Source organism: Priestia sp. 10L35 (assembly GCF_056395685.1).
On the sequence record NZ_JBFTKA010000006.1, the window covers coordinates 233,178 to 258,246 of the forward strand.

Below are 25,069 nucleotides of genomic sequence, written 5' to 3' on the forward strand. Positions count from 1 at the left end.
TTGAAAGGAGTTTCACAATGAGAGAGTCAAGTATTAAACGTACAACAAACGAAACGGATATTGCATTAGCGATTGGAATCGATGGAGAAGGAAAAGCGAGCATTGATACAGGCGTTCCTTTTTTAAATCATATGCTCGATTTATTTACAAAACACGGACAGTTTAACCTTGATGTAAAAGCAGATGGAGACACGGAGATTGATGATCACCATACAACGGAAGATATCGGTATTTGCCTTGGTCAAACGTTCAAAGAAGCGCTCGGTGATAAAAAAGGAATTAAGCGCTATGGAAATGCTTTTGTACCAATGGATGACGCGTTGGCTCAAGTGGTAGTAGATTTAAGCAATCGTCCTCATTTTGAATTTAAAGGTGATATTCCCGCGTCGCGCGTAGGTACATTTGATACAGAGCTTGTGTATGAATTTTTATGGAAATTTGCATTAGAATCTCGCATGAATGTACATGTAATTGTACACTACGGTAAAAATACGCACCACATTATTGAAGCGGTGTTTAAGGCTTTAGCACGTGCTTTGGACGAAGCGACAACGATTGATCCGCGTGTCAAAGGTGTGCCTTCGACGAAAGGGATGTTGTAAATGATTGGAATTATCGACTATGGGATGGGCAACTTATACAGCGTAAGTAAAGCTCTTGAACGATTAAACTATGATTATATTATCTCGGCAGATCCTGCAGAACTAAGAAAGGCAAAAGGGCTGATTCTTCCTGGAGTTGGAGCATTCAAAGATGCGATGGAACAGCTGAATCAAACAAAGCTGACGGACTTTATTAAAGAAGAAGTAGCAAAAGGAATGCCTTTGCTTGGAATTTGTTTAGGTATGCAGCTTTTATTTGAAGAAAGCGATGAGAACGGCGTAACAAAAGGGCTGGAACTGTTAAAAGGGAGAGTCGAGCGTATTCCCGGCATTACTGCCGAAGGACAGACATATAAAGTTCCCCATATGGGCTGGAACTCTTTAGATTTTCATCAGCAGTCTGCTCTGCTTGATGGAATCAGTGAAGGTCATGTGTACTTTGTTCACTCTTATTACGTAAAAACAAATGATCAAGACGTGCTTTTAGCAACAAGTCCTTATGATGTCGAAGTTCCAGCAGTTGTTGGAAAAGAACACGTATTTGGCACTCAATTCCACCCTGAAAAAAGCAGTGCAATCGGAATGCAAATGCTGCAAAATTATGCAAACTTCGTAGAGAAAAGGAGCCCATCGTATGAGCAAATTTGAAATATATCCAGCCATTGATATGCGCGGAGGAAAGTGCGTCCGTTTGCTTCAAGGAGATTACTCAAAAGAAACGGTGTACGGAGATTCTCCGGTAGATATGGCCACACAATTCGCAAGTGAAGGCGCTCAGTGGATTCACATGGTTGATTTAGACGGCGCAAAAGCGGCCAAGCGCGTGAATGATGAATTTGTGCTAGGCGTGAAAAAGAAATTAGATGTACGTGTGCAAATTGGAGGAGGCATTCGCTCAGAAGCTGACGTTGCTTACTATTTAGAAAGCGGAATTGACCGTGTTATTTTAGGAAGTGCAGCTATTTCTAATCCTGAATTTGTGAAAAAAATGCTGAAGGAATATGGTGCGCGTATTGCTATTGGTATTGATGCACGTGATGGCTATGTTGCGACGGAAGGCTGGGTGGAAACATCTACAATCAAAGCGACAGAACTAGGAAAAGAATTGGCTAATGCTGGTGCGGAAACATTTATTTTCACGGATATTTCTACTGATGGTATGCTGTCTGGTCCTAATGTGGAAGGAATTGTTGAAATGGCTAAGGCTACTGGAAAAGGTGTGATTGCATCAGGGGGAGTTAGTAAACTTGCTGATCTAGATGCACTAAAGAAATATGAAGCTGACGGTGTTATTGGTGCCATCGTAGGAAAAGCACTTTATACAAATAAGTTTACAGTAGCTGAGGCACTTCAAGAGGTGAAAGCGTAATGATTACAAAACGAATCATTCCTTGTTTAGATGTAAAGGACGGCCGTGTGGTAAAAGGAGTTCAGTTTGTGGAACTTCGAGATGCAGGAGATCCTGTAGAATTGGCGAAATTTTACGATGAAGAAGGCGCAGACGAATTAGTCTTTTTAGACATTTCTGCTTCTCATGAAGGACGCAAAACGATGGTACATGTTGTAGAAGAAGTAGCATCTCAGCTAGCGATTCCTTTTACGGTGGGCGGAGGAATTAATGCATTAGAAGATATGAAAAGAATGCTTCGTGCTGGTGCAGACAAAGTGTCATTAAATACAGCGGCCGTACTCAATCCAACACTGATTACAGAAGGGTCCGACTTTTTTGGAGCTCAGTGTATTGTGGTAGCCATCGACGCTAAGTATGATGAAAGCTTACAATCATGGCGAGTCTACACACACGGAGGCCGCAACGCAACGGACTGGGAAGTAATCGACTGGGCCAGAGAAGCAGTGAAGCGCGGTGCGGGTGAGATCTTGTTAACGAGTATGGATAAAGACGGTGAAAAGTCAGGGTTTGATTTAGCATTAACTAAAGCAGTCAGCCAAGCAGTGAGCGTTCCTGTTATTGCTTCTGGCGGTGCAGGAAATGGTCAAGATTTTGTCGATGCGTTTGAAAAAGGGGAAGCTGACGCGGCTTTGGCGGCTTCGATCTTTCACTATAAAGAAACATCTGTAAAAGAAATTAAAAGCTATGCAAAACAACAAGGAGTGAGCATTCGATGACGATTGAAAACATTAAATTCAACAGTGATGGACTTGTGCCAGCTATTGTACAAGATGCTGTGAGCAAAGAAGTTTTAACATTGGCTTATATGAACGAAGAATCACTTCAAAAATCAATTGATACACGTGAAACATGGTTTTACAGCCGTTCTCGACAAGAGTTGTGGCACAAGGGTGCAACCTCTGGAAACACACAAAAAATTGTGAGCATGGCATATGACTGTGATGCTGATTCTCTTGTTGTAAAAGTGGAGCCTCAAGGTCCTGCTTGTCATACGGGCGCTTACAGCTGCTTTAATGAAACAATTCTTGGCGAAAATAAACAAAACGATAATCGGTTTGCTATTATTAATGAGCTAGAAGAAGTAATCGCTAAGCGTGAAGCTGAAATGCCAGAAGGAGCTTATACGACGTACTTATTCGATAAAGGCGTAGATAAAATCCTCAAAAAAGTAGGAGAAGAAGCTGGTGAAGTGATTATTGCAGCAAAAAATCGTGACCATGATGAGCTGAAGTGGGAAGTTGCAGATTTATTGTACCACGTACTTGTTTTACTTCGTGAGCAAAAGCTGCCTTTAGACGATGTCCTATCAGTATTAAAAGAGCGTCACTCTAGCTAATAGCTACATAGTGAAAGGAGAGAAGGAGTTGTCTCATTTTAGATAAAAGAGGCAAAACCTTCTCTTATTTGTGTCCAGAAACGACTGTTTACAGGCTCCTTTTTTGAATAGAGGTATTAAACTTCTTGGCAAATGTGATATACTACGAACGTCGAAATTATCAACTTATTTGGAGGGCTTAATGGAAAAACACTCAAAAGTAATTCAAAAAATGGCACAAGTAATTCCATTTTCGCAAACGGGTGACTTCTATTTCGAAAAAGCGCTGCAGGCGTTTGAAGAAGAGGAGTCGGATAAAGCGCTCAAGTATTTAACGCGTGCAAACAAAGAAAATGCCCGTAATCCACAGCTTCTTACAAACGTTGGAGTAGCTTTAACGGAGCAGGGAGATTATCAAGATGCCAACGAGCTTTTTCTCCATGTGATTCATCATATGGACGATACATTAGGAAGCTGTTACTACTATATAGCCAACAGCTATGCGCATCTTGGACTGTTTGAAGAATCAAAAAAATACGCGATGTATTACATTGAGCATTTTCCAAATGGTGACCTCTTTCGATCGGCTACAGATCTGTTAGATTTACTATCAATTGATGTGGATGAAGAAGATGAAGAGCCTAAAAATCAGCTAGGCGACATGCTGATTATAAAACAAGAACAAGCAAAACGACTGCTTGAAGCAACGAATTTTGAAGAAGCAGTGGATTTGTTAACTGAAATAATTGATGAGTATCCAGAATTCTGGTCTGCATATAATAATTTAGCGTTAGCTTATTTTTATTTAAATAAAATTGATGAGGCAATGGATTTGCTGAATGAAGTATTGGAGAAAAACCCTGGAAATCTTCATGCGTTATGCAATCAGCTAATTTTCTATTATTATTGCCATAAGCATAAAGAAGTTGAGGAGCTTACAGACGGGCTTAGCCGCGTTTATCCAATGTCATTTGAACACCGCTATAAGCTTGGAGCAACATTTGCATTGATTGGTCAATACAAACTATCATACAGATGGTTAAAAAAGCTTTATACACAAGGATTTCAAGGAGACAACTCATTTCATTATTGGCTCTCATATGCCTCTTACTATACCGGACGTGAAGCGTTCGCTAAAGAAATGTGGAAGCTGGCATTGGAAGACGTTCCTGATAAAGAAGGAGAGGAGCCTTGGCGCATCAGTCAAAAAGCTGCGAAGGTTTTTCAATCGAAAGTGGATGTTACAGCGAAAAAGAAGTGTGCAACAAAAAATGTTCACGATCAGCTTTACAGCTTGTATATGGCGAAGAAGCTTCCTGAACAGCAGCGTCTGCTCCTTTTAGAAGAAATCAAGTCGTCCATACATATGAGTACACTTTTGGATGAAGTATATACGTATGTATGGCAGGATAAACAACATGTGATTTTTGAGGTGGCAGATGTTATTGAACTGGAGATGGAATCGCAGAATGAAAGTGATACCCAGGATCTTTTAAGCTTTTGGTTTTATGTATATGTACAGGTATATAAACAATCCTATGATTTTCAGCATGTGAACGTAAATGCATGGGCCGCAGCCGTCACATATATATGGGCGAAAGAACAAAACCAGTCTATTACTCAAGCTGATGCGGCAAAACAATATTCCATTTCCGCTGCAACAGTGAGAAAGTACAGTAAAATTGTGAATACATTATTAAATTGAGCAAAAAAATAGACGGTAATAGGAAGAACATATTAGGATAGTGGTAACGAAATAATTATCCATAAATTTGGAATCAACTACGAAGGAATTTCCTAAAAGGAGTGTAAAGCAATGACAGAAGAAAAAATTTATGATGTCATTATTATTGGGGCAGGTCCAGCAGGTATGACTGCTGCTGTATATACATCTCGTGCAGATTTATCAACACTAATGATTGAACGCGGAATTCCAGGCGGTCAAATGGCTAATACGGAAGATGTAGAAAACTATCCAGGTTATGATCATATCCTTGGTCCTGACCTTTCTAACAAAATGTTTGAGCATGCAAAAAAATTCGGTGCGGAATATGCGTACGGTGATATTAAAGAAATCATCGACGGAGAAGAATACAAGACAGTTCGTGCAGGCAGCAAAGAATATAAAACACGTTCAGTAATCGTTGCTACGGGTGCTGAATATAAAAAATTAGGCGCGCCAGGAGAAAAAGAACTAGGCGGCCGCGGCGTATCTTATTGTGCTGTATGTGACGGTGCATTCTTTAAAGGTAAAGAGCTAGTTGTTGTAGGCGGTGGAGACTCTGCGGTTGAAGAAGGCGTATATTTAACACGCTTCGCAACAAAAGTAACAATTATTCACCGACGCGATGAGCTTCGCGCGCAGAAAATCCTACAGCAGCGTGCATTTGATAACGAAAAAGTTGACTTTATTTGGAATACAACGGTCAAAGAAGTAAATGAAAAAGACGGTAAAGTAGGAAGCGTAACGTTGGTGGACACAAAAACAGGTGAAGAGCGCGAGTTCGGTGCGGACGGCGTATTCATTTATGTTGGAATGGTTCCACTAACAAAACCATTCGAAAGCCTAAACATCACGAATAAAGAAGGATATATTGAAACGAACGAGCAAATGGAAACAAAAGTACCAGGTGTGTTCGCAGCTGGAGACGTTCGTGAAAAGGCTCTTCGTCAAATTGTAACAGCTACAGGCGATGGCAGCATTGCTGCTCAAGCGGCTCAGCACTATGTAGAAGAGTTAAAAGAAAAGTTAAAAGCTATTCAGCAATAAGGCTGAAATCAATCTTTTACAAAACGTAATTCGGTTTTAACTGTTCTGTAACACCTGTGAAACATTGATGGGGTACTATATAGATAGTAATTGACCCCCTTTTATAAAATATATGTATGTCGGGCATAGGACGTGTTCCTATGCCTCTTTTTTGTGACTATAACAGATTGAATTTACGTATATAACAGCAATGGATTATTTTCAGAAAATTTAGTAATAGTTAGTTCATCTCCGTTGTGAGAGAAGTTTGTTTCGTAGTATAATAAAAGAAAATGTCAGTATATATATGATGAGGTGGAAAACATGCAAAGGGTCACAAATTGTGTATTAATGAAAGATGATAAAGTATTGTTGCTTCAAAAGCCACGAAGAAACTGGTGGGTGGCCCCGGGTGGGAAAATGGAGCAAGGAGAATCTGTAAAAGACTCTGTTGTAAGAGAATTTCGTGAAGAAACGGGAATTTATTTGAAAAATCCCACTGTAAAAGGTATCTTTACTTTTACGATGAAAGAAAACGATCAAATTTCATCTGAATGGATGATGTTTACTTTTTTTGCTACAGATTTTGATGGGACAAATGTGCTAGAATCAGAAGAAGGCAAACTCGGTTGGCATAATTTGAGTGAAGTAAGTGAATTGCCGATGGCACCGGGAGATCATCACATTATCGATTATGTAGCAAAAGGGTCGGGTGTTATTTATGGCAACTTTACGTATACAACGGATTTCGAGTTATTATCTTATCGAATTGATCCTTGTTAATGATAAATAGACATGTATGCATAGATTGAGGGGGATGGAAAATGAGTACTGGGTCTGTAAGCGATATTCAATTAGTGATTATTACTGGAATGTCAGGTGCAGGAAAAACAGTAGCAATTCAGAGTTTTGAAGATTTAGGGTTCTTTTGTGTAGATAATTTACCCCCTACATTGCTACCGAAATTTTTAGAACTCATGAAAGAGTCAGGGAATAAAATGAATAAAGTTGCTCTTGTTATGGACTTGCGAGGCAGAGAGTTTTTTGAAAGCCTGTTTGAAGCATTAGATAACATGAGTGAAACAACGTGGGTCACGCCACAAATTTTATTTTTAGATGCAAAAGATTCTGTATTGGTGACGCGCTATAAAGAAACGAGACGTTCACATCCGCTAGCTCCTTCGGGTTTACCTTTAGAAGGAATTGGTATGGAACGTGAGCTTCTTGAGGAGTTAAAGGGAAGAGCTCAGCTTATTTATGAGACGTCAGAGTTAAAACCAAGAGAGCTTAGAGAAAAGATTTTAACTCAGTTTTCGTCGCACGCTTCACAGGTTTTTACTGTTAATGTGATGTCGTTTGGTTTTAAATATGGTGTACCTATTGACGCTGATTTAGTCTTTGATGTGCGCTTTTTGCCAAACCCTCACTACATTGACCATATGCGCCCTAAAACAGGGCTTGAAGAAGAGGTTTCTTCTTACGTATTAAAATGGACGGAAACTCAAAAGTTCATTGAAAAAGTAGTAGACTTACTTTCGTTTATGCTTCCACAGTACAAGCGAGAAGGTAAAAGCCAGCTGGTCATTGCTATAGGATGCACAGGCGGACAGCATCGCTCCGTCACATTAGCTGAATATTTAGGTCACCATTTCCAGAATGAATACAAAACTCATATTTCTCATCGTGACATTGAGAGGAGAAAGGAAAATCATAGATGAGCAGTGAACAGCTTCCAAAAGTTGTCGTCATTGGGGGAGGAACGGGTTTACCAGTGCTGTTAAGAGGGTTGAAGGAATACCCTCTTGATCTTACAGCCATCGTAACCGTAGCAGACGACGGGGGAAGTTCTGGCCGATTGCGCGATGAACTTGAAATCCCTGCTCCTGGTGATATTCGAAATGTGCTAGTTGCTTTATCAGATGTAGAGCCACTAGTTGAAGAGCTTTTTCAGCATCGATTTGATACAGGAAATGAGCTTACAGGCCATTCTCTTGGCAATTTGTTGCTTGCAGCTATGACGTCTATTACTGGCGATTTTGTGCATGCTATACGAGAAATGAGCAAAGTACTAAACGTCAGAGGGAAAGTACTTCCAGCAGCTAATCAAAGTGTTGTGCTGCATGCGGAGATGCAAGATGGATCCATCGTAACAGGTGAATCTAAAATTCCAGAAGTTAATAAAAAAATTAATAAAGTATTTTTATCGCCCGCCGATGTGAAACCGCTTGTCGAGACAATAAAAGCGATTCGACGCGCTGATTTAATTGTGTTGGGGCCCGGAAGTCTTTATACAAGTATTTTGCCGAATTTACTGGTGCGGGATATTTGTAACGAGCTTTGTTCGACAAAAGCAAAGAAAGTGTACGTATGCAACGTGATGACGCAGCCGGGTGAGACATTGGGTTTTAAGGCAAGTGATCATATTAAAGCGCTTTACAATCATATGCCTTGTGCATTTTTAGATGCGATTATCGTCAATAATGCACCTATTCCAGCGCCTTTGAAAAAGAAATATCAAGTAGAGCAGGCTCAGCCTGTAGAATATGATCGTGAAGTATTGCTAAAATTAGGGTTAGAAGTGATTGAAGATCAAATTATTCAGTATGACGGCAGCGTAATTAGGCATGATACAAAAAAAGTAGCAAAGCTTGTGTATTCTATGCTGACATCGCTGCAAGGTAAAGCGAATACGGGTGTTTAACACTATTTCCGTATGTAGATTGGAGGTGAAGTTATGTCATTTGCATCAGAAACAAAAAAAGAGTTAACGAATTTAGAAGTCAAAGATTGCTGTGCAAAAGCAGAGCTTTCTGCATTAATTCGAATGAATGGTTCACTTTCTTTTTCGAATAAAAAATTCACGGTTGATGTTCAAACAGAAAACGCAGCGATTGCTCGGCGCATTTATGTCCTGCTTAAGAAAAATTATGATGTGTCAGTAGAACTGCTTGTGCGTAAGAAAATGCGGTTGAAAAAAAACAATGTGTATATTGTTCGATTAGTAGAGAAAACGAGAATGCTTTTGGAAGACTTAAAAATTGTAGAAGAAGGATTCACGTTTACACATCGTATTTCACCAGAGCTAGTACAAAAAAAATGCTGTAAGCGATCCTACTTAAGAGGCGCATTTTTAGCCGGCGGTTCTATTAATAACCCAGAGACATCATCGTACCATCTTGAAATCTTTTCATTGTATGAAGAGCACAACGAAGCTTTATGCAATTTAATGAACGAGTTTCAATTGAATAGTAAAACATTAGAACGGAAAAAAGGCTATATTAACTATTTGAAAGAAGCTGAAAAAATTACGGAGTTTCTAAATATCATTGGAGCCCATAACGCTCTGTTACGGTTTGAGGATGTAAGAATCGTCCGAGATATGCGAAATTCCGTTAATCGCTTAGTTAATTGTGAAACAGCTAACTTAAATAAAACGATCGGAGCGGCTATTCGTCAAGTGGAAAACATTCGTTATATTGATGAAACAGCTGGCTTAGACATCTTACCAGAAAAGCTAAGAGAAATTGCTCGTTTACGTGTGGAATACCAAGACGTTACGTTAAAGGAGCTGGGTGAGATGGTATCGGGAGGTCAAATTAGCAAATCGGGCATTAACCATCGGTTGCGTAAAATTGACCAAATAGCAGACAAGCTTCGCGCCGGTCAGCCAGTCACATAAGGGGAATTGCAAGGGGGAGGATTTTATCATGGAAAAACAAGTAGAAGTAAAATTAAAAACGGGATTACAAGCTCGTGTTGCCGCACTATTTGTGCAAGAAGCAACTCGTTTTACATCTGATGTGTACTTGAAGAAAGATGAGAAAGTGGTCAACGCTAAAAGTATCATGGGGTTAATGAGCTTAGCGATTAATAACGGTTCTCTTATTACGCTCATCGTTGAAGGGGTAGATGAAAAAGAAGCAATGGATGCGTTAGTAGCTTACGTAGAGAACGACGCATAAAAAAGCCTTTCCCGCTGCGGGAAAGGCTTTTTTTTTATTTAGGGTCGTTTTTTAATACTTTGTCAATTAGACCGTATTCTAAAGCGCGTTCAGCAGTCATGAAATTATCACGATCTGTATCACGTTGTAGCACTTCTAACGGTTGACCTGTACGCTCAGCTAAAATTGAATTTAGTTTTTCGCGTAAGAATAGAATACGTTTTGCCGCAATTTCGATTTCAGTAGCTTGTCCTTGAGCACCACCAAGAGGTTGATGAATCATTACTTCGCTGTTTGGAAGAGCAAAACGTTTGCCCTTTTCACCAGCAGCCAGTAAGAAAGCACCCATTGATGCAGCCATACCGATACAAATTGTAGAAACTTTTGGCTTAATAAATTGCATCGTATCGTAGATAGCCATTCCAGCTGTAATAGAGCCACCTGGACTGTTGATATAAAGTGAGATATCTTTTTCTGGGTCTTCAGCAGCTAAGAATAGAAGCTGAGAAACGATTGAGTTAGCTACATTATCATCAATAGCACTACCTAAAATAATAATGCGGTCTTTTAACAAACGTGAATAAATGTCATAAGCACGTTCACCACGGTTTGTTTGTTCAATAACTGTAGGAATTAAGTTCATATTAAATTCCTCCTTAACAAGAATAATTTGTTATGTACCTATAATACACGTATGGTCAATAAAGGTCAAACAAAAGAACCTCTACTACACATATTCGCTTAAAAGACTATGTATTCCTCTTTGACATTATTAAAATTTTTCCCTCTTCTAAAAAAAATAAACGTAGTATTCTATTGAAAAGAGAAGTTTTCTCTCCTATAATGGAAGTTGTGACAAATATGCCCTCGTAGTGTAGTGGATAGCACAAGAGATTCCGGTTCTCTTAGGGTGGGTTCGAATCCTGTCGAGGGCGTCTTAAAACGTTGCGGATTACGCAACGTTTTTTATTTTGAGTAAAAAGGCTCATCTTCTCAAAAAATAATATTTATTTTTCTCCTCCAACCCTTTATACGCGCAAGGAAGCAAGAAATTAATTCCATTGTACCGGTTGCGGAATTTGTCAGAATACTATAAAACAGTATATAAGGAAAAGAAACACGGAGGAGGAATAAATATGAAATATATGAACAAACTTTTCATTGTCAGTGCATCGGTAGCATTATTGCTGTCTGCATGCGGGACGAACGAAGATTCTGCTCAGCCGAAGTCTAATGATCAAGCAGAAAATGTTCAGCAGGACACAGCTTCTAAATCTGATCAAACATCAGGCGCTGCAAAAGAAGATTCGAAAAAAGATGCGGATTCTTCCGAGGTCTCAGCCAAACCTTCAGGAAGTCAATCATCAACTAGCGAAACAGCGGAAGATGGACAGTCAACGTCTTCTTCAGAAACAAAACTAACAAAAAGCCCAGAACAAGATTATTCTATTCAAGTAATGGACGGTTATAAACTAACGGGTGAAGAACCAGGAAAAGATGCGTTAGTATTAACTTCAGATGATTCTCAATTTATGCGTATTGAAATGCTTTCATCAGAAGTATCGATGGATGACGCTGCTCAATCTGTTAAACAAACGGCAATAGCAGTTAATAAAAATGCAGCAGAGAAAAAGAATCTTGAAGAGAATGGAATCTTCAAAGATTCTGTTTGGTATGAAGCCACATCTGGCGATCATACGGTAAACGCCGTGTTGATTAAAGGAAAGAAACCAATGAAGCTAACCATCTTCACGAAAAATGAAGAAGAAAACTTGGACAAGTTTATACAAATGGCACAAACCATTCAATAAGCAATTTTTCTATATATTATACACATGCAGAAAATTCGACATGACGAAGAAAACGTCATGTCGGATTATTACTCGGATCATGTGGTTGGTGCGAATTATAATGAAAAGTTATAAAGGTGCATAGCTCTATTACTTTTTTGATGGTTAATAATTAAAAATAGGATGAACCGCTTCGTTAACAAAGGTTGACGAAGATTTTTTGATGAAAAAATTACATATAAAAAATAGTTACATGCTCTTTGAAAGCGTTTTTATAGTAAAATAGATGAAGGGGAGGGGAGAAATAATGGAGATTGGATTATTTCAGCAGCAGTCGTTAAAGCTGACGATGTCAAAAGAATTATCACAAGCTATTTCTCTTTTACAATATTCATCGATGGATATTGTAGCGTTTTTACATGAGCAGGCGCTTCAAAATCCGCTTATAGATTTTTCAGAGCTGCCCGTCTATACATCTCACAATCAAAAAAATCATGCAACTTCTGATTCAACAGATTATATGAGCAGTATACCAGCTCCTAAAGAAACGCTGTACGAACATTTAATGAATCAATCCGCATTATTAAAGTTAGATGAATGTGAGCAGGCAGCCGTTGAGTTTGTTATTAATAGCCTGGATGATGCTGGCTATTTGCACGATGAGTTAATCATACTTGCTAACCAGCTTGGCCAAGATCAGGAGCAGGTTGAAAAGGCTCTCCAGCTTGTGCAGCAGATGGACCCGGCAGGAGTAGGGGCAAGAAGTTTACAAGAGTGCTTAATGCTTCAATTAAAAAGGAATAATCAATGGACAGAAAAAATAGAGCAAATTTTGACACATCACTTTGAGGAATTCGCGTATAAAAAATGGATGAAAATCTCAAAGTTATGTCAAATCTCACTTGAAGCTCTTCAACACTTACATGAACAGATTAAGAAATTAAATCCTCGTCCTGGATCGTTTTATATGAAGTCCAATGAACGATTCATTGTACCGGATTTTATTGTAAAAATTGAAGATGGAAATGTCGTTGCTTATGCAAATGAGGATTTGGAACCTCGACTTTCAGTGAATGAACAATACAAACTTCAGCTGAAAAATAGGCAGAACCAAGAAATGTTTTCTTATTTGCAAGAGAAATATCGTGAATTCCAATGGATTATGAAAAGTTTACACACACGCAAAGATACATTAAACGCATTAATGAATACCTTACTCGTTGAACAAGAAGCATTTTTTAAAAAGGGTCCTTCGTATTTGAAGCCGTTAACGATGAAGGAAGTAGCGGAACAAACATCTGTGCATGAATCAACGATTAGCCGTGCTACTCGGCACAAATATATTCAAACGCCTTTTGGCACCTTTTCAATGAAATCTTTTTTTTCAACTAGTATTCAACTGGGCAACAACGAAGCAACTTCTACAACTCACGTAAAAGAACTGCTTAAAAAGCTAGTAGCAGAAGAAAACAAACAGCGTCCGCTTTCAGATCAGCAGTTGGCTAACATTTTGCAAAGCAATTATAACGTTACTATTTCAAGAAGAACGGTAGCCAAATATCGAGATCAATTAAACGTTCTACCATCCAGTCAACGAAAACTTTTTGTCACGCAGTAAAGGAGTGGGAATGTGGAGGTCGTACTGTATACTAAAAATGGCTGTCACTTATGCGATGATGCAAAGAAGCTGCTTGCAGAGCTGCAGTCGGAGTTTCCCTTTCAGCTTATTGAACGAGATATTTACAAAAACGATGAGTGGCTGGAAAAGTATCACCTTGCCATTCCTGTAGTAGAAATGGATGGAGAAGAAGTAGAATATGGAAAAATAACAGGTATTCTGTTAAGAAAACGCTTACTTTTAAAAATAGGCAACACATGAGTTGAATAAAGGATTCACTCCTGTTAGAATAGATTTTGTAGCAGGGTGAATTTTTTTTGCGCAAGGTGGGACATAATATGTCTATACGGGACAAAAAATGTCCAGCGAGTTTATGCCTTAAGGGGATTTTAACATGCGTTCTTTAATAGAAGTACAACGAAAATTATTACCTGAACTTCTCTCAGTTATGCAAAAGCGCTATCAAATCTTGCAATACATACGTTTAATGCAGCCGATTGGCCGCAGAAACTTAGCTGTAAGCCTTGGGCTAACAGAGCGTGTGTTACGAAGCGAAGTAACATTCTTAAAAGAACAAGATTTGATTGACATTTACCCTAGTGGAATGACGCTTACAAATGAGGGAGAGCTCCTTCTGGCTGAATTAGAAGAAGTAATGAAGGAAGTTTCAGGACTTCGGTTATTGGAAACAACATTAAAAGAGGCGTTTTCTTTATCAGAAGTTGTTGTTGTATCTGGAGATAGTGATCAGTCTCCTTGGGTCAAAAATGAAATGGGTCGAGCATCTGTTTCGTGTATCAAGGAGCGCCTTGTTGGTCAAAAAAATACCGTTGCTGTTACAGGTGGTACGACGCTTGCCGCCGTTGCCGAAATGATGACACCTGATTTAAAACACCCTGATGTACTTTTTGTACCTGCTCGTGGAGGGTTAGGGGAAAATGTACAAAACCAAGCAAATACGATTTGTGCTAAGATGGCTGAAAAGTCCATGAGTCACTATCGCTTGCTTCATGTTCCAGATCAGCTTAGTGATGAAGCATACCGATCTATTATCGGTGAACCATCTATTAAAGACATGCTTCATTTAATTAAGTCCGCTGGTATGGTTGTTCACGGAATAGGAGACGCTATGACAATGGCAGAACGCCGTAAAACACCACAAGCAGACTTAGAAAAAGTGAAAAATGGACATGCTGTAGGTGAGGCATTTGGATACTATTTTAATCATCAAGGCGAAGTTGTTCATAAAGTTAAAACAGTTGGCATACAACTCGATGATTTAAAGAACAATAAATGTGTTATTGCTGTTGCAGGAGGTTCATCAAAAGCAAAGGCAATTAAAGCGTTTATGCAACAAGCGCATGATTCGATTCTCATTACAGATGAAGGCGCCGCAAAAGAGTTAGTAAGGGATTTTAATTAATCCCTCATATAAAAAATACTTTTTACATTCAAGGAGGAAATACCCATGGCAGTAAAAATTGGTATTAACGGATTTGGTCGTATCGGCCGTAATGTATTCCGCGCAGCTTTAAAAAATGATAACGTTGAAGTAGTAGCAATCAACGACTTAACAGATGCTAACATGCTTGCTCACCTTTTAAAATATGATTCTGTACACGGAAAATTAGATGCAGAAGTAGTAGTAGATGGTAGCAACTTAGTAGTAAACGGTAAAACAATCGAAATCTCTGCTGAACGTGACCCAGCTCAATTATCTTGGGGCAAACAAGGCGTAGAAATCGTTGTTGAATCTACTGGATTCTTCACAAAACGCGCTGACGCTGCAAAACACTTAGAAGCAGGAGCTAAAAAAGTAATCATCTCTGCTCCAGCATCTGACGAAGATATCACAATCGTAATGGGTGTTAACGAAGACAAATACGATGCGGCTAACCACAACGTAATTTCAAACGCATCTTGTACAACTAACTGCTTAGCGCCATTTGCTAAAGTGTTAAATGACAAGTTCGGTCTTAAACGCGGAATGATGACAACAGTTCACTCTTACACAAACGACCAACAAATCTTAGACTTACCACACAAAGATTACCGTCGTGCTCGTGCAGCTGCTGAAAACATCATCCCAACTTCAACTGGTGCTGCTAAAGCTGTATCTCTAGTATTACCTGAATTAAAAGGTAAATTAAACGGTGGAGCTATGCGTGTTCCAACTCCAAACGTTTCTTTAGTAGACTTAGTTGCTGAACTTGACAAAGAAGTAACTGTTGAAGATGTAAACAACGCTCTTAAAGAAGCTGCTGAAGGCGATCTTAAAGGTATCCTTGGTTACAGCGAAGAGCCACTAGTATCTGGTGACTACAATGGTAACATCAACTCTTCTACAATCGATGCATTATCTACAATGGTAATGGAAGGTAACATGGTTAAAGTTATCTCTTGGTACGATAACGAGAGCGGATATTCTAACCGTGTAGTAGACCTTGCTCAATACATCGCTGCTAAAGGACTATAAGAATAACTTAAAATTCGCTTCTATTTTATTCAATAAGACAGAAATCGACTAGACTTTCCTTTTTTATTGGATATCTGAAAATAGAACGACTATAATAAGACTTGCTAAGGAAGAGAGGGGCATACCCCCTCTTCCTTGATTTATGTATTGGCTTCTACATGAAAAAGCGTCATAAGCAGCTAACTGGAGTTTCACTTTATATAGAAAGGCGCCAATATATAAAATGAAATCTACGGTGGTTTGTGGATTGATGATTACATAGAAGCCTACTTGCTTAGTACCATAAATACTTAAGGAGGCCTTTTAACGATGAACAAAAAAACGTTGAAAGACATCGATGTAAAAGGAAAGCGAGTATTTTGTCGCGTAGACTTTAACGTACCAATGAAAGACGGAAAAGTAACAGATGAAACTCGTATTCGTGCAGCTATTCCTACTATTCAATATTTAGTAGAACAAGGTGCAAAAGTAATTTTAGCTAGCCATCTTGGACGTCCAAAAGGCGAAGTTGTTGAAGAGTTACGTCTAAATGCTGTTGCAGAACGTTTACAAGCTCTTCTTGGTAAAGACGTTGCAAAAGCTGACGAAGCTTTTGGTGAAGAAGTAAAGAAAACAATCGACGGCATGAGCGAAGGCGATGTTTTAGTACTTGAAAACGTACGTTTTTACCCAGGTGAAGAGAAAAACGATCCTGAATTAGCAAAAGCATTTGCTGAATTAGCAGACGTGTACGTAAACGATGCATTCGGTGCAGCTCACCGTGCGCATGCTTCAACAGAAGGAATTGCACAACATATTCCAGCAGTAGCAGGTTTCTTAATGGAAAAAGAGCTTGATGTGCTTTCAAAAGCATTATCAAACCCAGAACGTCCATTTACTGCAATCGTTGGTGGAGCAAAAGTTAAAGACAAAATCGGTGTAATTGACCACTTGCTTGATAAAGTAGATAACTTAATCATCGGTGGAGGACTTTCTTACACATTTATTAAGGCACTAGGCCATGAAGTAGGTAAATCACTTCTTGAAGAAGACAAGATTGAACTTGCAAAATCTTTCATGGAAAAAGCTAAGAAAAACGGAGTAAACTTCTACATGCCAGTGGACGTGGTAGTAGCAGATGACTTCTCAAATGATGCTAATATTCAAGTTGTATCAATTGAAGATATTCCAAGCGATTGGGAAGGCTTAGACGCAGGACCGAAAACGCGCGAAATCTATGCTGACGTAATCAAAAACTCTAAGTTAGTTATTTGGAATGGACCAATGGGTGTATTTGAATTAGACGCATTTGCTAACGGAACAAAAGCAGTAGCAGAAGCTTTAGCAGAAGCAACTGACACATATTCAGTAATCGGCGGAGGAGACTCTGCAGCAGCTGTTGAAAAATTCAACTTAGCTGATAAAATGAGCCATATTTCTACAGGTGGCGGTGCGTCACTAGAGTTTATGGAAGGTAAAGAACTTCCAGGCGTAGTTGCATTAAACGATAAGTAAGTTTATGTTTCAGTAAGACGGAGGACCGACCTGACGACTGATAATATAAAAAATTATCAAGCAGCGAAGATGGATGACCAAGAGATAAAAGGGACCGAATCACTTTTAACAGCACCCTCTTGGACATCTAACGCGTGAAGGGAAAACCCACAATAAACAAAGGACGGTGTTATACATGCGTAAACCAATTATTGCAGGAAACTGGAAAATGAACAAAGTACTTTCTGAAGCAACTAGCTTTGTTGAAGAAGTAAAAGGAGCAGTACCATCTCCTGAAAGCGTAGAATCAGTAGTATGTGCACCTGCACTATTTTTAGATCGTTTAGTAGAAGCGACTAAAGGCACAGACTTAAAAATTGGTGCACAAAACATGCACTTTGAAGAAAACGGTGCGTTCACTGGAGAAGTGAGCCCTGTTGCTTTAGCAGACTTAGGTGTGAACTATGTCATTTTAGGACACTCTGAGCGTCGTGAAATGTTTGCTGAAACGGACGAAACAGTAAACCAAAAAACAATTTCTGCATTCAAACACGGTTTAACACCAATCGTGTGCTGCGGTGAAACAAACGAAGAGTACGAACAAGATCAAACAAAAACAGTTGTAGCTAATCAAGTACAAAAAGCATTAGCTGGTCTAACTGATGAGCAAGTAAAACAAACAGTTATCGCATATGAGCCAATCTGGGCAATCGGTACAGGTAAATCTTCAACTGCTGAAGGTGCAAACGAAGTTTGTGCATACATCCGTAGCGTTGTTGCAGAACAATTCTCTCAAGATGTTGCAGATGCTGTACGTATTCAATACGGCGGTAGCGTAAAACCTGCTAATATTAAAGAATATATGTCTCAATCAGACATTGACGGAGCTTTAGTAGGTGGAGCAAGCTTAGAAGCAGATTCTTTCTTACAGCTTTTGGAGGCTGGTAAGTAATGAGTAAAAAGCCAGTAGCATTAATCATCTTAGATGGTTTTGCATTACGCGATGAAGATAAAGGTAATGCGGTAACACATGCAAAAAAACCAAACTTCGACCGTTTCTGGAACGAGTATCCTCATGCTACACTTGAGGCGTCTGGAGAAGCTGTAGGCTTACCAGAAGGCCAAATGGGTAACTCTGAAGTAGGTCACTTAAATATCGGCGCAGGCCGAATTGTGTACCAAAGCTTAACTCGTGTAAACGTAGCAATTCGTGAAGGCGAGTTTGAACAAAACGAAACGCTTCTAGCAGCTGTAAAGCACGCAAAAGAAAAGGGTACAAATCTTCATCTTTTCGGGCTTTTATCTGATGGCGGTGTACACAGTCATATCGAACATCTATATGCATTATTGCGTCTAGCTAAGAGTGAAGGCTTAGAAAAAGTCTACATTCATGGCTTCTTAGATGGTCGTGACGTAGCACCTCAATCTGCTGAAACGTATTTAAAAGAACTTAATGAAAAAATTGAAGAGTATGGCGTTGGTGAAATTGCAACACTTTCAGGACGTTACTACTCAATGGACCGCGACAAACGCTGGGAGCGCGTAGAGAAATCATACCGCGCAATGGTGTACGGCGAAGGTCCATCATATACAAGCGCTGAAGAGTGCGTAAAAGATTCGTATGAAAATGGAATCTATGACGAATTCGTTTTACCTTCTGTTATTACAAAAGAAGACGGATCGCCAGTTGCGACAATTCAAGACGAAGATGCAGTTATTTTCTACAACTTCCGTCCGGATCGCGCAATTCAAATTTCAAATACGTTCGCAAACGAAGATTTCCGTTCATTTGATCGTGGTGAAAAGCATCCGAAAAACTTACATTTTGTATGTTTAACTCACTTCAGCGAAACAGTTGACGGATATGTAGCCTTTAAGCCAATTAACTTGGATAACACGCTTGGTGAAGTATTATCTCAAAATAACTTAAAGCAGCTTCGTATTGCCGAGACAGAAAAATATCCTCACGTAACGTTCTTTATGAGCGGTGGACGTGAAGCAGAGTTTCCTGGTGAAACACGTATCTTAATCGATTCACCAAAAGTAGCAACATATGACTTGAAACCTGAGATGAGTGCTTATGAAGTGACGGACGCGTTGCTTGCAGAAATCGAAGGCGATAAGCAAGACGCTATTTTATTAAACTTTGCAAATCCTGATATGGTAGGCCATTCAGGTATGTTAGAACCAACGGTAAAAGCGATTGAAACAGTAGATGAGTGCTTAGGCAAAATTGTAGATGCAATTTTAGCTAAAGGCGGTACAGCAATCATCACAGCAGACCATGGTAATGCTGATGAAGTGATTACGCTTGAAGGTAATCCAATGACGGCTCATACAACGAATCCTGTTCCAGTAATCGTAACCAAACAAGGCTTAGAGCTTCGTGAAGACGGTATTCTAGGAGATCTAGCTCCTACGATGCTTACTCTTCTAGATGTAGCACAGCCAAAAGAAATGACAGGTAAAACATTAATTAAATAATTAATTATAAAGGAGAGTTTTAAAATGCCAGCAATTCTTGACATTTATGCACGCGAAGTATTAGATTCTCGCGGTAACCCAACAGTTGAAGTTGAAGTATATACTGAATCAGGCGCTTTCGGACGCGCTTTAGTACCAAGTGGTGCTTCTACTGGTGAATACGAAGCAGTAGAATTACGCGATGGTGACAAATCTCGCTACCTAGGTAAAGGTGTATTAAAAGCAGTAGAAAACGTAAACGAAATTATCGCTCCTGAATTAGTAGGTATGGACGTAACTGATCAAATCGGTATCGATCGCCTTATGATCGAGTTAGACGGTACTGAAAACAAAGGTAAATTAGGTGCCAATGCTATTCTTGGTGTATCTATGGCAGTAGCTCACGCAGCAGCTGATTTCGTAGGTCTTCCATTATACCGTTACCTTGGTGGATTCAACGCTAAGCAATTACCAACTCCAATGATGAACATCATCAACGGTGGTTCTCATGCTGATAACAACGTTGACTTCCAAGAATTCATGATCTTACCTGTAGGAGCTCCTACATTCAAAGAAGCAATCCGTATGGGTGCTGAAGTATTCCACGCGTTAAAATCTGTTTTATCTGCTAAAGGCTTAAACACAGCTGTAGGTGACGAAGGTGGTTTCGCTCCTAACTTAGGTTCTAACCGTGAAGCATTAGAAGTAATCGTAGAAGCAATCACAAAAGCTGGTTACGAAGCTGGTAAAGACATCCAATTAGGTATGGACGTAGCTTCTTCTGAGTTCTTCAACAAAGAAACTGGTAAATATGATTTAGCAGGCGAAGGCCGTACAGGCGTAACTTCTGCTGAAATGGTAGATTTCTACGAGCAGTTAGTTAACGAATTCCCAATCGTTTCAATCGAAGACGGTTTAGACGAAAATGACTGGGATGGTCACAAGCTATTAACTGAGCGCATTGGCGGAAAAGTACAGCTTGTTGGTGACGATCTATTCGTAACAAACACGAAAAAACTTGCTCAAGGTATCGAACAAGGCGTAGGTAACTCTATCCTTATCAAAGTTAACCAAATCGGTACATTAACTGAAACGTTCGAAGCTATCGAAATGGCTAAACGTGCTGGTTACACAGCAGTAGTTTCTCACCGTTCTGGTGAAACTGAAGATGCAACAATCGCTGATATTGCTGTTGCAACAAACGCTGGTCAAATCAAAACTGGTTCTATGAGCCGTACAGATCGTATTGCGAAATACAACCAATTACTACGCATCGAAGACGAGCTAGGTGTTCTAGCTGTATACGATGGCGCTAAATCTTTCTACAACTTAAAAAAATAAGTTGAAAGTATAAAAAACGGATGACGATTGTCATCCGTTTTTTTACGTTAAAATCCGTTGTATTTCACTGCCATTACTTGTACGAGAGGGTTTTTTATGATAAATTAACCTTAGCGTAGTGCGCGTACTTTATCCCCGGTAATGCCAATCAGAAGGGATGAAGAAACCCCGCTGATTGACTATTACTTGGTGTAGGAGGTGTGTCTTAGTGCATACATTGCTGATTACTTTGCTAGTGATTGTTTCAATTGCTTTGATTGTTGTGGTCGTTTTACAATCAAGTAAAACTACTGGATTATCTGGAGCTATTTCCGGTGGAGCTGAAACGTTATTTGGGAAACAAAAAGCACGTGGAATTGACTTAGTTTTACACCGTTTGACAGTAGTGTTATCTATCTTATTCTTTGTGTTAACACTTGCTGTATCTTATTTCAAACTTTAATATGTTACTGGATAGACTGCCACCTAATGCATATGTACTTGGTGTATACCAACTTATGTATTAGGTGGTTTTTTAATGGGTGTGTTGAATACTTTAATTTCATTTTTAAGTAATGATATAATATAGCTTTAGAAAAAAGTACTAAATATAGTATAAAAGCGTAAAAGTTGATGGTTACATCTCTTGTTATGTGATGACCGTCACATAAATACATGTTTTTTTCTATTAGGACTGCAGATATTATAACTAAAAGGAGTTAAATGATATATGAAAATTGCACAACCAAAGCCATTTACATTTGAAGGCGGCGAAAAAGCTGTTTTATTACTTCATGGTTTTACCGGAAATTCTGCTGATGTTCGTATGTTAGGTCGTTTTTTAGAGAAAAAAGGATACACATGCCACGCACCTCATTACAAAGGACATGGCGTAGCGCCTGAAGAACTTGTTCATACTGGTCCAAAAGATTGGTGGAAAGATGTCATGGACGGCTATGAGTTTTTGAAAAGCAAAGGTCATGAAAGTATTGCCGCTGTAGGTCTTTCACTAGGTGGCGTATTTTCACTGAAATTAGGTTACACTGTACCTATAAAGGGTATTGTGCCTATGTGCGCCCCTATGTATATAAAGAGTGAAGAAGTCATGTATGAAGGTGTTTTAGCGTATGCACGCGAATATAAAAAGCGTGAAGGTAAATCGTCTGAACAGATTGAACAAGAAATGGAAGAGTTCAAGCAAACACCAATGAACACATTAAAGTCTTTACAGGAATTAATCGCTGAAGTGCGAAATTCAGTTGATATGATTTATGCACCGACATTTGTTGTACAAGGTCGTCATGATCATATGATTAATACAGACAGCGCCAATATTATTTATAATAGCGTCGAGTCTCCTACAAAAGATATAAAATGGTACGAAGAATCTGGTCATACCATTACCTTTGATAAAGAGCGTGATCAGCTTCACGAGGATGTATATGTATTTTTGGAATCACTTGATTGGTGATAGAGATAATACGAATAAAGAAAAAGGAGGGACATGATGTGAAAGAAGAAAATCAGCCCTATATAAATGAAATATTGGATTTTATGAAAAGGGATAATTACAAACCTTTGACTGTCCAAGAGCTTGCAAAAGAATTTAATACTGAGGATGCAGAGTCATTCAAAGAGTTTGTGAAGGCACTTGTTATTATGGAAGAGAAGGGTTTAATTATCCGAGCAAGAAACGATCGCTACGGGCTGCCGGAACAAATGAATTTTGTCAAAGGGAAAGTAAGCGGACATGCAAAAGGGTTTGCGTTCGTAGTTCCTGAAGAAAAAGATGCGGGTGATGTATTTATTCCCCCTACTGAAACAAACAATGCTATGCACGGAGATATTGTGCTTGCAAGAGTGTCATCAGAATCATCAGGTGCTCGTCGTGAAGGAACCATTGTAAAAATCTTAGAACGAGGTACCCAGCAAATTGTAGGTACGTATACGCAAAGCAAAAATTTTGGCTTTGTGATTGCGGATGACAAAAAAATTGCAGGTGATATTTTTATTCCCAAAGCAGCAAGAAACGGTGCGGTTGAAGGCCATAAAGTAGTAGTAGAACTGACAACCTATCCGGAAGGCCGCATGAATGCAGAAGGAAAAGTTGTTCAAATTCTTGGACATAAAAACGATCCGGGGATCGATATCATTTCTGTTATCCATAAGCACGGTCTTCCTCAAGAATTTCCTGCTGATGCTTTAACACAAGCAATTGATACACCTGAAACGATTGACGAAAAAGATATTGGCAACCGCCGCGATCTTCGTGATCAAGTTATTGTAACCATTGACGGAGCAGATGCAAAAGATTTGGATGACGCCGTAACGGTTACAGAGCTTGAAAATGGAAACTACAAATTAGGCGTCCATATTGCAGATGTAAGTCACTACGTTAAAGAAGGTTCTCCGATTGATGTAGAAGCAGCAGAGCGCGGAACAAGCGTCTATTTAGTAGACCGAGTTATTCCGATGATTCCTCACCGTTTATCTAATGGAATTTGCTCATTAAATCCAAAAGTTAACCGTTTTACGCTTTCTTGTGAGATGGAAATCGATCCACAGGGTGAAGTAGTGAAACATGAGATTTTTGAAAGTGTCATCAAAACGACAGAACGAATGACGTATTCAGACGTTAACAAAATCTTAGTGGATAAAGATGAAGAAGTGTTAGAACGCTACGAGCCAATCGTTCCGATGTTTGAGCGTATGGAAAATCTGGCAGCTATTCTTCGTAAAAAGAGAATGGATCGCGGGGCCATTGATTTTGATTTCAAAGAAGCAAAAGTATTAGTAGATGATGATGGCCATCCTCACGATGTTATTTTGCGTGAACGTTCGGTTGCTGAAAAGCTAATCGAAGAATTTATGCTAGCGGCGAACGAAACAGTAGCAGAACATTTTCACTGGATGAACGTACCGTTCATTTATCGTATTCATGAAGATCCAGATGCAGAGAAGCTTACTCGTTTCTTAGAGTTCATTACAAACTTTGGTTACACGGTGAAAGGAACAGGAAACGATATTCATCCGCGTGCGCTACAGGATATTTTAGAAGAAGTAAAAGGCACGCCTGAAGAGATGGTTATTTCAACTGTTATGCTTCGTTCGATGAAACAAGCGAAATATGAAGCAGAAAGTTTAGGCCACTTTGGTTTATCAGCTGAGTTCTATACGCATTTTACGTCTCCAATCCGTCGTTATCCGGATTTAATCGTTCATCGTCTCATTCGCACGTATTTAATTGAAGGAAAAACAGATCAGCAAACGCAAGAAAAATGGCGCGAGCTTCTGCCTGATGTTGCTGAGCATTCTTCTAATATGGAACGTCGTTCAGTTGACGCTGAGCGGGAAACGGACGATATGAAAAAAGCTGAGTTTATGGCTGATAAAGTTGGGGAAGTATTTAATGGTATTATTAGCTCTGTTACTAACTTTGGAATGTTCGTGGAGCTAGAAAATACGATTGAAGGTTTAGTTCACGTCAGTGACTTAACAGATGACTATTATCGTTACGACGAACGTCACTATGCGATGATTGGAGAAAAAACGGGCAATGTCTTCCGAATTGGAGACGAAATTGAAGTGAAAGTCGCCGATGTGAATAAAGACGAGCGTTCGGTTGACTTTATTATTGTAGGAATGAAAGAAAGTCGCAAACGCTTATCTAAAGACCGTCCTAAAGTGATTAAAGCAAAACAAAAGTCACGCAAAGATGATAAAGGAAAAGGTCGCGAGGGCAGCCGAAGCAAAAATGAAGAGTGGTCTACTCAAAAGCCAAAGAAGAAAAAGAAAAAGAGATTCTTCGAGGGTGCCCCAAATGTTAAGCGCAAAAAGAAAAAGCGTAAATAATCGAAATCGACAGCAGTGAAGCAGAAGGGTATTCCTTCTGCTTCAAAACAGCTCCATTA

At 39.3% G+C, this 25,069-nt stretch carries 25 protein-coding genes and 1 tRNA gene; 25 read left to right on the forward strand and 1 reads right to left on the reverse strand.

Translation table 11 applies throughout. From position 1 onward, the window contains the following. Positions 1 to 17: 17 nt before the first annotated feature. From hisB to AC1DEF_RS21485, 12 genes are all read left to right on the forward strand, one after another. Entirely contained in the window at positions 18 to 602 is a 585-nt protein-coding gene (hisB, locus tag AC1DEF_RS21430; protein WP_025752581.1) for an imidazoleglycerol-phosphate dehydratase HisB, read from the forward strand. Then, positions 603 to 1,250 carry an imidazole glycerol phosphate synthase subunit HisH gene (gene hisH / locus AC1DEF_RS21435; RefSeq protein WP_016765871.1) on the forward strand — a complete coding sequence of 216 codons (648 nt, stop codon included), beginning with the start codon at positions 603 to 605 and terminating at the stop codon, positions 1,248 to 1,250. After that, positions 1,237 to 1,971: a 1-(5-phosphoribosyl)-5-[(5-phosphoribosylamino)methylideneamino]imidazole-4-carboxamide isomerase gene (gene hisA / locus AC1DEF_RS21440; RefSeq protein ID WP_097824889.1), complete on the forward strand. Its 735-nt coding sequence runs from the start codon at positions 1,237 to 1,239 to the stop codon at positions 1,969 to 1,971. The genes hisH and hisA overlap by 14 nt, the downstream gene beginning before the upstream one ends. Then, the gene (hisF, locus tag AC1DEF_RS21445) at positions 1,971 to 2,729 is read left to right on the forward strand and encodes an imidazole glycerol phosphate synthase subunit HisF (RefSeq protein WP_016765868.1); all 759 of its coding nucleotides are present in this window, start codon (positions 1,971 to 1,973) and stop codon (positions 2,727 to 2,729) included. The genes hisA and hisF overlap by 1 nt, the downstream gene beginning before the upstream one ends. Further along, positions 2,726 to 3,349 carry a bifunctional phosphoribosyl-AMP cyclohydrolase/phosphoribosyl-ATP diphosphatase HisIE gene (hisIE, locus tag AC1DEF_RS21450; RefSeq protein ID WP_013059715.1) on the forward strand — a complete coding sequence of 208 codons (624 nt, stop codon included), beginning with the start codon at positions 2,726 to 2,728 and terminating at the stop codon, positions 3,347 to 3,349. The genes hisF and hisIE overlap by 4 nt, the downstream gene beginning before the upstream one ends. A 181-nt stretch (positions 3,350 to 3,530) precedes the next feature. Then, a complete protein-coding gene (locus tag AC1DEF_RS21455; protein WP_043977338.1) occupies positions 3,531 to 5,033 on the forward strand; it encodes a tetratricopeptide repeat protein in 1,503 nt (500 codons plus the stop codon). Positions 5,034 to 5,144: 111 nt separating this feature from the next. After that, on the forward strand, positions 5,145 to 6,098 hold the full coding sequence (gene trxB, locus AC1DEF_RS21460; RefSeq protein ID WP_013059713.1) for a thioredoxin-disulfide reductase: 954 nt from the start codon (positions 5,145 to 5,147) through the stop codon (positions 6,096 to 6,098). A gap of 303 nt (positions 6,099 to 6,401) precedes the next feature. After that, the gene (locus AC1DEF_RS21465) at positions 6,402 to 6,860 is read left to right on the forward strand and encodes an 8-oxo-dGTP diphosphatase (protein ID WP_013059712.1); all 459 of its coding nucleotides are present in this window, start codon (positions 6,402 to 6,404) and stop codon (positions 6,858 to 6,860) included. 41 nt (positions 6,861 to 6,901) lie between these two features. Continuing rightward, on the forward strand, positions 6,902 to 7,795 hold the full coding sequence (gene rapZ / locus AC1DEF_RS21470) for an RNase adapter RapZ (RefSeq protein WP_013059711.1): 894 nt from the start codon (positions 6,902 to 6,904) through the stop codon (positions 7,793 to 7,795). Continuing rightward, complete coding sequence (locus AC1DEF_RS21475) at positions 7,792 to 8,778, forward strand: gluconeogenesis factor YvcK family protein (RefSeq protein WP_097824888.1); 987 nt, start codon at positions 7,792 to 7,794, stop codon at positions 8,776 to 8,778. Before rapZ ends, AC1DEF_RS21475 begins: the two co-directional genes overlap by 4 nt. Before the next feature lie 33 nt (positions 8,779 to 8,811). Then, positions 8,812 to 9,756, forward strand: a complete 945-nt coding sequence (gene whiA, locus AC1DEF_RS21480) for a DNA-binding protein WhiA (protein ID WP_013085390.1) — start codon at positions 8,812 to 8,814, stop codon at positions 9,754 to 9,756. A gap of 28 nt (positions 9,757 to 9,784) precedes the next feature. After that, on the forward strand, positions 9,785 to 10,039 hold the full coding sequence (locus AC1DEF_RS21485) for an HPr family phosphocarrier protein (protein ID WP_013059708.1): 255 nt from the start codon (positions 9,785 to 9,787) through the stop codon (positions 10,037 to 10,039). 34 nt (positions 10,040 to 10,073) lie between these two features. Here AC1DEF_RS21485 and clpP read toward each other — a convergent pair whose 3' ends face one another. Next, entirely contained in the window at positions 10,074 to 10,661 is a 588-nt protein-coding gene (gene clpP / locus AC1DEF_RS21490) for an ATP-dependent Clp endopeptidase proteolytic subunit ClpP (RefSeq protein ID WP_097824887.1), read from the reverse strand. A gap of 220 nt (positions 10,662 to 10,881) precedes the next feature. On the opposite strand from clpP, the gene AC1DEF_RS21495 reads away from it, so the two are divergent. From AC1DEF_RS21495 to rnr, 13 genes are all read left to right on the forward strand, one after another. Beyond that, a tRNA-Arg gene (locus AC1DEF_RS21495) sits at positions 10,882 to 10,953 on the forward strand. Positions 10,954 to 11,154: 201 nt separating this feature from the next. After that, entirely contained in the window at positions 11,155 to 11,829 is a 675-nt protein-coding gene (locus AC1DEF_RS21500; RefSeq protein WP_097824886.1) for a hypothetical protein, read from the forward strand. A gap of 286 nt (positions 11,830 to 12,115) precedes the next feature. Next, a complete protein-coding gene (gene rpoN / locus AC1DEF_RS21505; RefSeq protein ID WP_097824885.1) occupies positions 12,116 to 13,426 on the forward strand; it encodes an RNA polymerase factor sigma-54 in 1,311 nt (436 codons plus the stop codon). 12 nt (positions 13,427 to 13,438) lie between these two features. Then, positions 13,439 to 13,687, forward strand: coding sequence for a glutaredoxin family protein (locus AC1DEF_RS21510; protein ID WP_097824884.1), 249 nt, complete (start codon positions 13,439 to 13,441; stop codon positions 13,685 to 13,687). A gap of 133 nt (positions 13,688 to 13,820) precedes the next feature. Continuing rightward, a complete protein-coding gene (locus AC1DEF_RS21515; protein ID WP_097824883.1) occupies positions 13,821 to 14,849 on the forward strand; it encodes a sugar-binding transcriptional regulator in 1,029 nt (342 codons plus the stop codon). 45 nt (positions 14,850 to 14,894) lie between these two features. Next, entirely contained in the window at positions 14,895 to 15,902 is a 1,008-nt protein-coding gene (gene gap / locus AC1DEF_RS21520) for a type I glyceraldehyde-3-phosphate dehydrogenase (protein ID WP_013059702.1), read from the forward strand. 309 nt (positions 15,903 to 16,211) lie between these two features. Continuing rightward, complete coding sequence (locus AC1DEF_RS21525; protein ID WP_013059701.1) at positions 16,212 to 17,396, forward strand: phosphoglycerate kinase; 1,185 nt, start codon at positions 16,212 to 16,214, stop codon at positions 17,394 to 17,396. A 175-nt stretch (positions 17,397 to 17,571) separates the two neighbouring features. After that, positions 17,572 to 18,327 carry a triose-phosphate isomerase gene (gene tpiA, locus AC1DEF_RS21530; protein WP_043977318.1) on the forward strand — a complete coding sequence of 252 codons (756 nt, stop codon included), beginning with the start codon at positions 17,572 to 17,574 and terminating at the stop codon, positions 18,325 to 18,327. Further along, a complete protein-coding gene (gene gpmI / locus AC1DEF_RS21535; protein WP_097824882.1) occupies positions 18,327 to 19,859 on the forward strand; it encodes a 2,3-bisphosphoglycerate-independent phosphoglycerate mutase in 1,533 nt (510 codons plus the stop codon). The genes tpiA and gpmI overlap by 1 nt, the downstream gene beginning before the upstream one ends. Positions 19,860 to 19,883: 24 nt before the next feature. Beyond that, entirely contained in the window at positions 19,884 to 21,179 is a 1,296-nt protein-coding gene (gene eno, locus AC1DEF_RS21540) for a phosphopyruvate hydratase (protein WP_013059698.1), read from the forward strand. A 208-nt stretch (positions 21,180 to 21,387) separates the two neighbouring features. Beyond that, positions 21,388 to 21,621, forward strand: coding sequence for a preprotein translocase subunit SecG (gene secG / locus AC1DEF_RS21545; RefSeq protein WP_013059697.1), 234 nt, complete (start codon positions 21,388 to 21,390; stop codon positions 21,619 to 21,621). Between the two features lie 267 nt (positions 21,622 to 21,888). Beyond that, complete coding sequence (locus AC1DEF_RS21550; protein WP_097824881.1) at positions 21,889 to 22,629, forward strand: alpha/beta hydrolase; 741 nt, start codon at positions 21,889 to 21,891, stop codon at positions 22,627 to 22,629. Between the two features lie 38 nt (positions 22,630 to 22,667). Then, positions 22,668 to 25,010, forward strand: a complete 2,343-nt coding sequence (gene rnr / locus AC1DEF_RS21555; RefSeq protein ID WP_097824880.1) for a ribonuclease R — start codon at positions 22,668 to 22,670, stop codon at positions 25,008 to 25,010. The last annotated feature ends 59 nt before the right edge of the window (positions 25,011 to 25,069 follow it).